Source organism: Amycolatopsis sp. NPDC104775 (assembly GCF_055583325.1).
The window spans coordinates 182,346-194,378 of the sequence record NZ_JBVJOE010000011.1 but is presented as its reverse complement, the minus strand read 5'-3'; the positions used below and the strand labels follow the sequence as shown (position 1 = coordinate 194,378).

Sequence of the window (12,033 nt, the reverse complement as noted above, 5' to 3'; positions counted from 1 at the left end):
AACTGCCTTGCACTGCTGGATTTCCGGGGTTCAGCCCACGAAGCGCAGGTCCGAAATCGCGCCGCTCGACACGAGCATCACGTAGAAGTCGGTCAGCACGAGCGTGCCGAGCGTCGTCCACGCGAGGGCCATGTGCCGGGTGTTGAGCTTCGTGACCTGCGTCCAGATCCAGTACCGGACGGGATGTTTCGAGAAATGCTTGAGCCGCCCGCCGGTGACGTGCCGGCACGAGTGGCAGGAGAGCGTGTACGCCCACAGCAGCACGACGTTCACCACGAGAATCACGTTGCCGAGCCCGAAGCCGAACCCGGTGGGACTCTGGAAGGCGACGATGGCGTCGTAGGTGTTGACGAGCGAAACGACGCACGCGACGTAGAAGAAGTACCGGTGCACGTTCTGCACGATCAACGGCAGCCGCGTCTCTCCGGTATAGCGCGCGTGCGGTTCGGCGACCGCGCAAGCCGGTGGGGAGAACCAAACCGAGCGGTAGTAGGCCTTGCGATAGTAGTAGCAGGTCAACCGGAACCCGAGCAGGAACGGCAGCACGAGCACGCCGAGCGGCAGCCAGGACGGCATTTCGCCGAACCAGTGCCCGAAGTGGCTAGATCCCGGGACGCACGAGGTGGACACGCAGGGCGAGTAGAACGGCGTCAGATAGTGGTATTCGGGCACCCAGTAAGCGGTGCGCACGAACGCCCGGACAGTCGCGTAAACGACAAATGTGGCCAGCCCCAGCACAGTGAGCAGGGGCGACAGCCACCACCGGTCGGTCCGCAACGTCCGGGCGGCGAGCCGCGCCCGCCCCGGCGCCCGAACGCCGGTACGGGCGCGGCTGACGTCGTTGTCAGCGGGCGCGCTCACCGCTGGTCGCGCTTGTAGCCACCGACACCTTCGTCGTCAGCGCCGCTCCACAGCGCCGGGTCGTAGGGAGTATCGGGGACAGGCACGCGCTCGAGTGGTTTCGCCTGCGCAGGCACAGCGGGCGGGTGCCCGTCCAGCTCCGCACTGTCGATGTCGAGCCGCTCAACGTCATTGGCCAGCCGGCGCACCGCGGACGCGTCGCCGTAGCGCGATCGCAACGCACCCACGCACTGCCGCAACTGGCCGATGGTGCGCCGAAGTTCGGCGATCTCTGTGGTGGACATCGGAAGCCTCCCTGATGGTGGGGCCGGCAGTTCGGGTGACGATCAACGCCACCGCCTACGACTCTGCCTCGCGTGGTGCACTGTGACAAGTAGCACATTTACCAGCGTGTTGCCTCCTGACCTCGGATTCGAGGCTCAATCAGGGGTCTCCGGAGGGGTCTGGGCCGTCTCTGGGCCGTCAGCCGCGCAGGTCAAGCCGCCGATGGCAAGTCGGCCGCCGGACGGAACACGCTGTCGATCGCCGCACGAGCCCGGTCGTAACTTGTCTCCATAAGATGGGTATAGACACGGAGAGTGAACGCTTCACTCGAATGTCCTAAGTAAGCAGAGAGTTCCTTGATACTCACCCCACGTGACAGCATCAGCGAGGCGAACAGATGCCGGAGCGCGTGCATGCCGTCCCGGTCACCGACATAGTCGAGCCCGGCCGCGACGAACGCAGGCAGCCACACGACCATGTGAAATGTCTGGTTCTTGTACGGCATCCCGCTCGGTTTGGTCATGAGCAGTTTGACCGTCTCGTACTCGCGTCCGTCCCGCTCTCCCCAGGGAAGCGTGACCGCCACGGGCCGATACTTCTCCAGGTAGGCGTCGATCTTCTCCAGCAAGCCGTAGCCCAACGGGATCTCCCGCACTTTCCGCCCCTTCGGAAGCTTGAACTTCTGGACTCCCTTGACCACCACGAGCTGTCGGGTGCACCGGTAGACCATCTTCTTCCGGTCGATGTTGTCCGGGCTGAACGCCAGCACCTCGCCCGGACGCAGCCCAAGGCCCGCACCGATGGCAACCGCTGGCCTGAACCGGGCGTCGACAGCCTTTTCGATGATGTGAACCCTCTTCTCCGGCCAGACCTGAACCTCCTTGGCGGTCGCCTTCGGCCGCGAAATGGTCGCCTTCTTGAGCGGGTTCGACCTCATCTTCTCGTCGACGACCGCAGCGTCCCAAATGGACAGCACTAGGTCGAACACCTGACGCTGATAGACACCGGAAAGGTTCCGCTCACTGTCGTTGAGCCATGCCAGCCACTTCCGCGCAAGGCCAGAGCTTTCGCACGCGTCGAGGTTGCGGTCTCCAAAGAACGGGAACACATACTTTTCGAGCTGTGACGTCATCGTGTTCAAGGACGATTCACCGAGCGGACGGCCCTTCAGCACTTCCATGGCATAGGCCCGGAATGCTTCCTTGCCCGCGTTCGGATCCCGGTACACCCCCGCGTAAAGCTCGTTCTCGATCTTGGTCTTGAACTCTTTCGCGGCACCGAGCTTCTTGTCCGGGAAGACCTTGGACCCCTCCGACATGTCTGGTTGGATCCAACGCACCTTGTATCGCGCGCCTTTACCGTAACGTTCGGTGCGCTCCTGAACCGGTTTCTTCTTGCCATCGAGCACGACCTCACCGGTTTCCGGGTCGATCTTGTCCCGAAACCAGCGATCTTGAATGTGCGCCATCAGAATCCCCTATGCAGCAGGCATGGTTTCGGGGCCGTCGAGCCAGCCCCGGACAGCGGCCGGGTCGTAGCGGACGTGTTTTCCCATCCGCCGCCACGGCGGGCCGTAGTTCTTGTGCCGCCAGTCCTTGAGCGTGTCCTCCGGGATGCCGAGGTAGGCGGAAAGGTCTTCGGGGCTCCACAAGCCCTCAACGCTGACCAGCCGCACACGTGGGTTGTCGCTCATGTGTCTCCCCCTTTCCAGGTCAGGCCGCCAGCGCCGGAGTTGCCGAAGTTTCTGGCGCGGGCGGTGAGCCGGAAGCGGTGAGCCGGAAGCGGCGAGCCGGGCCGCTTCGTACTCGGCCTTCCAGATGCGGCGCTCAGCGATGGCGCGCATCACGAGCTGATCCCGGGGCGGACACTGCGGGTCGCCTGGCTCGACCTTGCGCCACGCCAGCTTTTCCGGATCAGGGCGTGGTTTCTCGATCCCGACCGCCGCCAGGGCGGACAGCACGAACCCAACCCGGTCGGCCTTGTGATCGGCCACGGTCTTGCCGGACCACTTGCGCGACACCAGCACCCGCCGACCCGGCAGTCCGAGAGTGGTCCGCCGATGCGCCCGGCCCCGGCAGTGCCCCGGGGTGGTCTTCGCGTTGGCCCCCTTGGGGTTGATGCCGTAGAGCAGCCACACCGGGCAGCGCGGCGAACACGGGGTCACCGCCAGTTCAGCGTGCAACCGGTCGTGGTGGTCCCGCTGCGCGGATGTGTCCGCGTCCACGACCTCGCCCGTCGATTTGGTGAGGTACTTCGTCAGGTAGCCGATGTGCCTCCCGGCTTCCTCAGTCCCGCCGAGAATGCCCTTCGAGTGCACCTGTTCCCCGAACCGCACGACGTGCGCCGGTTCCTCCACTTCGGACACAGCGTCATCCCACGCCGTCAACGGCTGCCGGGTGTCCGGGTCCACAAAGGAACGAACATCCGGGTCCCACAACGGTTTGCGGTCCCCGCCGTAGACCATCACGTCGTGGCTGGGCCACCACACCTGGTGGTAGGTCGCTTCGGTGACCATCCGGATGACCTCGTGCGAGATCGCTCCCCGCAGCGCCGTATGCAAGTGGGGCGCTGCCCGACGCTGGGGTTCCACGGTCGCGAAGTACTGCACCTCGAACCCGACCACCCGACGCAGGTTCTGCCACCATCGATCCACCAGAGCCGCGAAGTGCACCGCATCCCGCGCAGCCCGCCGATAGTCATAGCTGGCGGGATCGACTGGGGAGCCGTCCGGCCGGACGCGGCCGTAGGTGTCGCAGGTGAGGGTGACGAACATCGACGGCCGGAACCGGCCCGCGAACTCCCGCCCGACCGTAGTTTTCGCGACCTTCTTACGAGGCAGTTTCGGCGCGTCCTGACGCCGCCGGGTCGAGCGCTTCACCGGACGTTTCTCCGGCGCGTCAAGGGCCGGGAGCCTTCCCTTCAAGCCAGATTCCCTCAGCTCCGCGTCCACACTGGACACTTCGGCGCGCAGTTCCTCCGCCTCAGGCTCGCTTCCGGCTGCGACCGCTTCCCGATAGTGCGCGGCCAGATCAGCCCGGTAGGTCAGCAGCTCCCGTTGAGTCTCAGTGGGCTCCGCGCGGGTGATCACGGGTTCTTCGGCGAGGTGCCAGCCTTCCCGGCACTGGGCCTGCCGCAGTGCTTTGGCCTTGCGGGCACAGGGCAGGCACACCGATTCCACCGTCGAGCCGCACGGCACCGGGACGTAGCGCAACTCCCCCGTGTGGGTGTCGGCGACCTCCATCGTGAACGGCCGCACGCACACCCCGTGCTGCTCTGCCGTCGCCTTCACCACGTCGGAAGCCAGGGCACCGCGGATTCGTTCCTGGGGCTCCGCAGCCGGCATTGCCTGACCAGCGGTTTCCCGCGCAGAGGTGGTCATGCGGCCTCCTCTCCGGCGCGTGCCCACTGCCGCAGCAGCCAGACCGGCATCTCCTGGTCGGTCTGGGGAGGCAGGTCCGGGAAGGTGGCCGGGTCGTACGGCGCGTAGCCCCAGACGTAGACGGGGATGCCGCACGGGGTGCGTCCGGTCAGCGCCAGGCGCACCCGCGTCCCGCCCGGAGTCCGCCACAAGCCCACGCGCGCCCCGCCGAGGGTGGTCGACCAGGTGGCCAGCCCGGACACGACGCCGGGCAGGGTGTCGGTGTCCAGGGCCACCGTGACGGGCGAGGACCAGGCGGTGACTTCCACCGAGCAAGCCGGAGGCAGCGCGTAGGAGTCGAGGTGATCGCGGATCGCGTCGAGGAAGACCATCAGCCGGTTCACGCGGCCCCCTTCCCGGTGCTGTCACGCCGGTTGTGGGCGAGGTCGACCACCTGAGCCCCGCCGTTCGTGACGTAGTCCTCCAGCGCCTTCACCGTCGCGTCGGAGACCCATCCGGCACGGACACGCAGGGGTTCGCGGATGCCTTCGCCCCAGACGTAGCCGACACCGGGGGTGTTCTCGGGGATGCGGTTGGCCCATGCCCCGCGTTCGTACGCGCCGTCGCCGAGCACCATGGAGACCTGAGACTTCGAGGTGACGCGCAGGCAGACGCGGCGGGTGAACAACTCCCGCACCGGGACGGTTTCCTTCGTCGGGTCCTGCACGTAGCCGCGCACCGAGATGAGCGCAGCCCGCCCTTGCGTGTTCAGCACCGAAATGTGCTCGGTGATCGCGTCACGGGTCTTGCGGTCGGTGTAGCGGGTCAGCGCCGCCAGCTCATCGAACTCCAGCAGTTCCAACGGAAACTCTTGCGAGAGCGGCACTTCCCGCGTCTGCCCCGCGAACGCCCGCTTGCGCCGTTCCAGTTCGTCCCGCAGCGCCTCCAGCACTTCCAGAGCCTCCGCACCTGAGACGGCATAGCGGCAGAAGATGCCGCGCCCGTAGGCCAGTTCCATGCCCTTCGGGTCCACACCGGACACCCGTACCAGCCCGGACCGGATCGCCGGAGCAGCCGACACCAGCGGCGACCACATCACCGAGTTCTTCCCCGCACCCGACGCACCGGCCACGAGGATGTGCGCACCGCCGCCAAGCAACGGCAGCCGCCAAGCCGTCCCGTACTCGGTCGAACCGGCGAACACCCGCCGCAAGTCCACCGCCGACGCCTCAGCCACCTCCGGCAGCGGCAGACAGGACACCGCCGAGGCCAGCAAGTCCCGGCGCATGAAGTCCACCGACACCACATCTGGCGAGATCTCCCGCACCTGCACCCGCGTGACCCGCCGAGCCGTCGCCAACGCACGGGCCGCCTCGCCGAAATCCTCCGGAGTCTGGCCGGGCACCAGTCGCACCCGCACCTCATCCCACGACGGACCGGAACGGACCCGCAGCAGGAGAGGGAAAGCCACGCCCGCGTCACGCCGAGACTGCGCCACCGCTTCCCGCTTGCGCCGCCGGGACACCAGGTTGACTGTGACGTCCACCGGGATCGCTTCGTCCCGCACGGTCAACCCACAGGCATGCAGCCAGCCGGGAAGCTTCCTCCCGTACACGGCCCAGCGCAGCCACCAAGCCCGCACCCAGCGCCCGCACCACTGCTCGAACCCCACCGGCCAGCCCAGCCGCCACACCAACGCCACCAGCCCGACAGAGCCCGCCACGATGGCCAGCGAAGGCCAGCCGAGCCACCGCCACCACGCGCCCAGGGCGAGCAGGGCCAGGCAGGTACGCCAGCGGGCAGCAAGTTGCCGAACAATCCAGCCCACCGCCCGCATCAGACCCCACAGGGCCAGGCCGAGGAATGCCAGTGCGGCCAGGGTTTCCGCGATAGCCGCGAGCGCGCGGCCGAGTTTGGCCAGCACCCACACCAGCACCGCCAGGCCCACACCGCCGATCAGCACCGTCGCCGCGTTCATCGCCGCTCACCGCCAGAAGCCGCGGTGAAGTCAAGCGGCAGCATTCCTTGACAGGCCGCGCATTTCTTCTCGCCCGGAACGAGCCGAGCGAACTTCTTGCATGCGGCGCAACGCATCCGGGTGACCCCCGTTGACGCACGCCGTCCAGAACCGGTTATGTTCGTCATTGTTCACTTCCCAGTGGACAGCGCAGAACCGGTGAAGGTTGGTCGCCAGAGGCCGGTTCTGCGTTTATACGGAACAATTCCAAGCGCAAATGGGCGCGTTGAACACAGCACACGTCGCCGTGCGCTTTTTCAGTACTCGCTTAGGTTTTCCGGCTAGTCGGCGGTCGATTCGCCGTCGGTCGGTTCCTCGCCGGTCAGGAGCCGATTCAGCCCGGCGTCAGTCGCCCGCCGCTGTGCCTTCACCTCTTTCAGGAGCTGGTCGACCACGACCGACAGCCGCGCCAGCGATTCCGCCGGAGACAACGCCGCCGCCCTCAGCCGCTCGATCGTCACCTCATACGAGGCCGCTTCCTTCCCGACCAGGAACACGCCCATTGCGCGATGCGGGCAGTAGACGACATCCGAGGTGTCCTTGAGCGCGTAGCGGCTGAACGCCTCTTCGGTGACTGCCTGACTCGGTGCCAGCCGGATCGTCATCGTCCGCGAGAGCCCGATCAAGTCCTTGAGGAACCGCGTCTGCCGCAGCATCACCTCGGCATCCCCGAAATGGTTCCGCAGCGCCTCCGACCCGATGAACATCTCAGCCTTCACCGCGCCCGTGCCGAACAGAATCCGGTTGCGATCCATCCGGCTCTCCACGACCTGGTCCAGCTTCTGCTTGTCCCGCAGGTCCGGGCCGAAGACAAGCCGCGCGTAATCCGGGACCTGCAACAGATCCGGGATCAACAGCGGAGCCCACACCGTCACCGCCGTCGCCACCCGCTCGTGCGCGATCAACATCGTGTAATGCGCCGGGTCCGCCTGCGACCCCACCGACGACCAGCTCGGCCCTGTCACGCCATGCGCCAGCAGCATGATCCAGGCTTTCCGCTCCCCGGTCACACCGAGCGCACCGAGCACGTTCGACACCTCTTCCGGGGTCGGGACCCGCTGCCCGAGTTCCCAGTTCGACAACAACGCCGGGTTCACCCCGATCCGCCGTCCCAGCTCCCGCAACCCGAACCGCGCCTCGATCCGGGCATCCCGCAACGCCGCACCCAGGCCGCGTGCTCGCGGGCTCGCCATATCCGTCCCACGCATCTACGCCGCCTTGCTGTCACCAGTTGCAGACGCAGACCGCGACGGCTTCGCCGCAGCAGCCTTGAAGCCGGTCGCCCGGAACACGTACGTCTGGTACTTGAACTCGCCCTGACCGCCGACACGCGGCTCAGCCGTGAGCCCGTCCAGCTCGATCGGCCGCATCCCCGGCAACGCCTCCGCAGTAGTCGGCACGGGCTGCACGTCCGCCAAGAACGTCACCTCGAACGACGCCCGCTTCGCCTTCGTCTCGCCCGGGTCCGTGACCGCAGCCCTCCACTGCCGTTTGCCGGTCACCTCGTCAATGCGCTGCCGCACCGGCCGACCCGCCGCGCGATCCTCCCGAGACTGATACTCGTTGTCCGGAATCACTTCCCCCACCATCACAAGCCCCTGCGGGAACGCGTCGTCGAAGTCGATTGCAAACCGGTGTCCCTTTTCGATAGCCATGCTGAATTCCCTTTACTGCTCTGGTTTTTGTGCGCTCAGTCGCGCTCTTCCGGCCACTGATCGCCGAGAGGAGAGGAGTAGGTGCGGGTACGGTTCTGCGTCTCGCACCACTCGCCGAACTCGCCAGCGGCCACAGCGAGGCTCCGCGCAAACCGCGCGGTGTCCATCAGGCCGCCGATCCGAGCCGGTACCTGGATCACAATCGCGGTCTCATCGCCCCCGGCCACCAGCTGGCGAACCCCAGGGGAAGGCGACACGACGGCAGCGCCGTATCCGACGAGGGGCTGAATCACCACGTGAATGCCCATGTGTGCTCTCCCGATGTCTCGGCTTCCGCACGCCCGATTTGGCGCGCTGGGATCAGGAGACACCCGGGTAAGGCAGATCACCCGGACAAACTGTCCGGGTCCATTCGAACAGGGACTAGCGTCCGGCCGGAACGGCCTTCTCGATCGCGTCGAGCATCGCCGACCAGGGCAGATCCCGGCCGGGAGCGCTCCGCGGTTCGTGCAGCGGCCAGACGTCGTCCCCGTAGAGCAGTTCGACGCCGACCCGCCGCAGGTTCTCGATGTGCATCTCCCAGAACGGCTGACGCGCGTGCGCCGCGTTCACGCGCGGGAAAACCACGACCGGCAGGTTACGCGTACCGATGGCCTCGTTGACCTGCGTCAACGCCTGATTGTCCGCAATGCCGAGCGACATCTTCGCAACCACGTTCGCCGAGGCCGGCGCGACCAGATAGCAGTCCGGCGCAGGATGCGGACTTCGCTCCGAAGGCGACCGCGGCTCGACCCGCACCGGGTAGCCCGTGGCCTCCTCGATCTCCGCCAGTGCGCCCGACTCGGCCAGCCAGCGTCCAGCCGTCGGGGTCAGCGTCACTGCTACCGTCCACCCCGCAGCCTGCGCAGGCCGGATCAGCTTCGGAAGAAGATCTTCGACCCCGCCTGCACCGGAACCGACCAGGCCGAGAACACGCGACGTCATCCGCCTACCTCACCGCGCCGCAGCGCTCAGCCAGCGCCAGCAGCGCCGAGGACTTCTTGCCCGCCGACGCCGGGGCACGCCGGTACATGGACCGCACGACCTCACGCACCATCGTGTTGTGCCGGACGACGGTCGGCGCTTTCGTCTCGGCCTCCAGCAGCGCTTCGAGCGCTTCGTCGTCCTTCGCGACCAGGCTCAACGCCCGCGCGAAGTCGATCAGGTGCGTGACCTGCCGCTCCACCGGCAAGTGGTCGACGTTGATCTGGGGCGCGGACTCGATCACCTGCCCGACGTCCCCGAGGTCCAGCGCCGCCGACAACCGATGCAGCTCGACGTTGGCCGGTCCGAACCCGGTCTGCCAGTAGTTCGCATCCACGCCGAGCTGATCCGCCGCCCGGCCCGCGTGGCCGAGAAGGTCATTCGCCGTCGATCGGTCCTGATGCCGAGCCGCAGCCACCGCCGTGCGCAGGTAAAGCATCCCGTAGAGGCTCAACGCCGCCGGATCACCTTCCGCCATGCGCGGCAGCAGCCACTTGGCCGCGACGTCGCCCAGCTCCAGCGCATCATCGAACCGACCCACCGCCAGCAGCGCATGCGTCCCCGACCGCGCGGCCGACGCCAGCACCAGCGGATCGTCCGCGTCGTCAGCGGCCTGCATCGCTCGTTCGGCCGCGATCCACGCGAGGTCAGCTTCACCGATCTTGCTCAGAGTGGTCGCGGCCAGGTGGTGAACCCGGGCCGACACCGCCGCGCACGCCCGCTTGTACGTCGCGTCGTCCGAGGACGCGGCCTCCATCGCCTGGCTGGTCTTGATAAGCCCAGGCAGCGCCGCGACGACCCGGCCGAGTTCGCCGTTCTGGTAGCTGGACCAGGCACCTTCCACCAGTTGCGCAACCGGTGCGGGGTCGATGTACTCGGGCGACATCGCCGAGGAGAACAAGGTCCGGGAGAGCCGACGCGGAGCCATCAGCGCATCCCGGATCGCCGGGACGTCGTCGTTCTTCTCCTGGTCCTCCAGCAAGACCGGCTCACCGAGCAGATCGCCGAGCGTCACCCGCAGCGCCTGCGCGACCTCCGCCAGCACGTCCAGCCTGCGGATATCGCGCTCACCGCGCTCGATCTTGCTCAACCAGTCCTCGGTGCGGCCCACCAGGTCAGCAAGCACCGCCTGCGACAGCCCACGCCGCCGCCGGTAGAAGGCAATACGCTCCCCGATGCTGAGCTGATCACCCGCACCTCGCATAGGTCGAGACTAACAGTGCGCGAGTGCACGGTCAGGTCTGAACTCGGACTAGGTGCCGCAAATCCGAAGTCGTGGCCCGGCTAACGCACTACGGGATAACACTTGACGAAAATGCGCGATAAATCTCCGCAGCAACAATTTCCGATGCATCATCCGCCGAAACCAAACGCAGTCCACGCCCTGCAATCAGCACTCTCGACGGATAATCCAACGTCACAACCACCTCAGATATGGAGAAGTCATTCGAAAAGGGGAGTCGGCGATACGGGGCGGTCCTCGAATCTTGCGACCTGACCGAGAAGTACATTGCGGGCAGCTTCCCGTCGACGTCAATCGACGATGCTGTCCTAGTAGACGAGAAACCAAGCCAAATAAGCAATTCTCGATTACGAGAATCAGCAACCTTCATAAACCAGAGGTTGCCTGCCGAATCACCTTCCCGAAGCAGCTCATAAGAAGTGCGATCGGGACCACCGACGCGCTGGACCCGAAGTCGTCGCAAATTCAAGTCCAGAACGAGTTTTTCAACAAAATCATTGAAGAACCGCAGCCACATATCATACATGCCGCTGCCACGATTTTCCAGTTCGTCATTGAATACTCGGGTAATAAAGTATGGCTTCTCCATCTCCTTAATGAGGCGACGCTGCGTCTCGATAAATGTTCCAGCAAATGGAAGAATGTCGCCCGCTTCATCACTGTGAGCGAGAGCATCTAAATATCGGGCCCGGTCAGCCTTATGCCGCAGGATTACAATTGGAACCCGCGCGCGAGCCATCAGTATATTTACAAGAATTCGCGCAAGCCGACCATTTCCGTCACTAAACGGATGTATGTGCGTAAACCACGCGTGAAGTACGGCAGCTCGCAGCGCTACGGGGTAATCCTGCTGGGTGTCATTTACCCAGCGAGATAACTGACCCATCATCTCCGGTACTTGATACCACTCAGGCGGAACATGACGAGCGCCAGAGATTTCAACAGGATTCGTCCTATAACTACCAGCAAAAGGCTCACCATTGCAGATAGCAGCATGAAGGTTCCGGATATCGACTTCGGTTAGCGGCCTTTCCGAAAGGGCATTCTCTACCATGCCTTCTGCCAGCGACTTAGCACCATGAAGACCGAGGACGTCGATTACTTTCTGCTCGGAAGCCAAAGTACGTAGAAGCATACCCCTACTGATTACACGAGTTGCTTCGTCCGACAATTCAGAGCTAAGAATTTCGGACGTCGTCTTGAAATCTGGACCAACACCCTCTATAGCATTCGATTCAAATATTTCTCGCTTGCGCGAAAATCCGCTCGTCTGAGAATAGAGCCCCGTACGCTGAAGCTCGAGAATCACGCCCGCAAGCCGCCCCTGAAACTCTTCCTGCTTGCGTTGAAGCTTACCTACTTCCGCCTCCACGTCGCAGTCGTCCGGCAACAAGTACGGGGTGCCGCTCAAAAGCGACTGAACATTAGGTCCTCGCACTGCGCTCCTCCTTGGCCACGACGACAAAGCAAGTGTCCCACAACCGAACTGAGGCCCACTGCCGAATTTGGCTCTATGGGATCAAGGCGCGGGGGGGGGGGGGGGGGGCCCCCCCCCCCCCCCCCTCCGGCGGGGTCTCCGGCTGGTTTGGCGGGGCTCCCTTTGTGACTCTGC

The 12,033-nt window shown here is 65.3% G+C and carries 11 protein-coding genes and 1 pseudogene; all 12 read right to left on the bottom strand.

All coding sequences use genetic code 11. From position 1 onward, the window contains the following. Nucleotides 1–30 precede the first annotated feature (30 nt). On the bottom strand, nucleotides 31–861 hold the full coding sequence (locus ACZ63D_RS36745) for a hypothetical protein (RefSeq protein WP_465358929.1): 831 nt from the start codon (nucleotides 859–861) through the stop codon (nucleotides 31–33). After that, nucleotides 858–1,145 (bottom strand): hypothetical protein, encoded by a 288-nt coding sequence (locus ACZ63D_RS36740; RefSeq protein WP_409182159.1) that lies wholly within the window; start codon nucleotides 1,143–1,145, stop codon nucleotides 858–860. Before ACZ63D_RS36740 ends, ACZ63D_RS36745 begins: the two co-directional genes overlap by 4 nt. A 191-nt stretch (nucleotides 1,146–1,336) precedes the next feature. Then, nucleotides 1,337–2,593 carry a tyrosine-type recombinase/integrase gene (locus tag ACZ63D_RS36735; protein WP_465358928.1) on the bottom strand — a complete coding sequence of 419 codons (1,257 nt, stop codon included), beginning with the start codon at nucleotides 2,591–2,593 and terminating at the stop codon, nucleotides 1,337–1,339. 300 nt (nucleotides 2,594–2,893) lie between these two features. Beyond that, nucleotides 2,894–4,504: pseudogene (locus tag ACZ63D_RS36730) on the bottom strand (replication initiator); the annotation flags it as partial. Further along, a complete protein-coding gene (locus ACZ63D_RS36725) occupies nucleotides 4,501–4,887 on the bottom strand; it encodes a hypothetical protein (protein ID WP_465358927.1) in 387 nt (128 codons plus the stop codon). The gene ACZ63D_RS36725 and the pseudogene ACZ63D_RS36730, both read right to left, overlap by 4 nt. Then, nucleotides 4,884–6,461 (bottom strand): FtsK/SpoIIIE domain-containing protein, encoded by a 1,578-nt coding sequence (locus ACZ63D_RS36720; RefSeq protein WP_465358926.1) that lies wholly within the window; start codon nucleotides 6,459–6,461, stop codon nucleotides 4,884–4,886. Before ACZ63D_RS36720 ends, ACZ63D_RS36725 begins: the two co-directional genes overlap by 4 nt. 320 nt (nucleotides 6,462–6,781) lie before the next feature. After that, nucleotides 6,782–7,708 carry a helix-turn-helix domain-containing protein gene (locus ACZ63D_RS36715; protein WP_465358925.1) on the bottom strand — a complete coding sequence of 309 codons (927 nt, stop codon included), beginning with the start codon at nucleotides 7,706–7,708 and terminating at the stop codon, nucleotides 6,782–6,784. Then, a complete protein-coding gene (locus ACZ63D_RS36710) occupies nucleotides 7,709–8,155 on the bottom strand; it encodes a hypothetical protein (RefSeq protein WP_134665902.1) in 447 nt (148 codons plus the stop codon). A 35-nt stretch (nucleotides 8,156–8,190) separates the two neighbouring features. Then, nucleotides 8,191–8,463, bottom strand: coding sequence for a hypothetical protein (locus ACZ63D_RS36705; protein WP_240690748.1), 273 nt, complete (start codon nucleotides 8,461–8,463; stop codon nucleotides 8,191–8,193). Between the two features lie 115 nt (nucleotides 8,464–8,578). Further along, nucleotides 8,579–9,139 carry a flavoprotein gene (locus ACZ63D_RS36700; RefSeq protein WP_465358924.1) on the bottom strand — a complete coding sequence of 187 codons (561 nt, stop codon included), beginning with the start codon at nucleotides 9,137–9,139 and terminating at the stop codon, nucleotides 8,579–8,581. 4 nt (nucleotides 9,140–9,143) lie between these two features. After that, the gene (locus ACZ63D_RS36695) at nucleotides 9,144–10,382 is read right to left on the bottom strand and encodes a helix-turn-helix domain-containing protein (protein ID WP_465358923.1); all 1,239 of its coding nucleotides are present in this window, start codon (nucleotides 10,380–10,382) and stop codon (nucleotides 9,144–9,146) included. Nucleotides 10,383–10,470: 88 nt separating this feature from the next. Then, nucleotides 10,471–11,859 (bottom strand): Fic family protein, encoded by a 1,389-nt coding sequence (locus ACZ63D_RS36690; protein ID WP_465358922.1) that lies wholly within the window; start codon nucleotides 11,857–11,859, stop codon nucleotides 10,471–10,473. Nucleotides 11,860–12,033 lie beyond the last annotated feature (174 nt).

Bases quoted from the DNA above. Each gene is read 5' to 3' on its own strand.
- ACZ63D_RS36720 (WP_465358926.1), bottom strand. From the start codon at position 6,461: ATGAACGCGGCGACGGTGCTGATCGGCGGTGTGGGCCTGGCGGTGCTG.
- ACZ63D_RS36700 (WP_465358924.1), bottom strand. From the start codon at position 9,139: ATGACGTCGCGTGTTCTCGGCCTGGTCGGTTCCGGTGCAGGCGGGGTC.
- ACZ63D_RS36710 (WP_134665902.1), bottom strand. From the start codon at position 8,155: ATGGCTATCGAAAAGGGACACCGGTTTGCAATCGACTTCGACGACGCG.
- ACZ63D_RS36715 (WP_465358925.1), bottom strand. From the start codon at position 7,708: ATGCGTGGGACGGATATGGCGAGCCCGCGAGCACGCGGCCTGGGTGCG.
- ACZ63D_RS36735 (WP_465358928.1), bottom strand. From the start codon at position 2,593: ATGGCGCACATTCAAGATCGCTGGTTTCGGGACAAGATCGACCCGGAA.
- ACZ63D_RS36705 (WP_240690748.1), bottom strand. From the start codon at position 8,463: ATGGGCATTCACGTGGTGATTCAGCCCCTCGTCGGATACGGCGCTGCC.
- ACZ63D_RS36740 (WP_409182159.1), bottom strand. From the start codon at position 1,145: ATGTCCACCACAGAGATCGCCGAACTTCGGCGCACCATCGGCCAGTTG.
- ACZ63D_RS36695 (WP_465358923.1), bottom strand. From the start codon at position 10,382: ATGCGAGGTGCGGGTGATCAGCTCAGCATCGGGGAGCGTATTGCCTTC.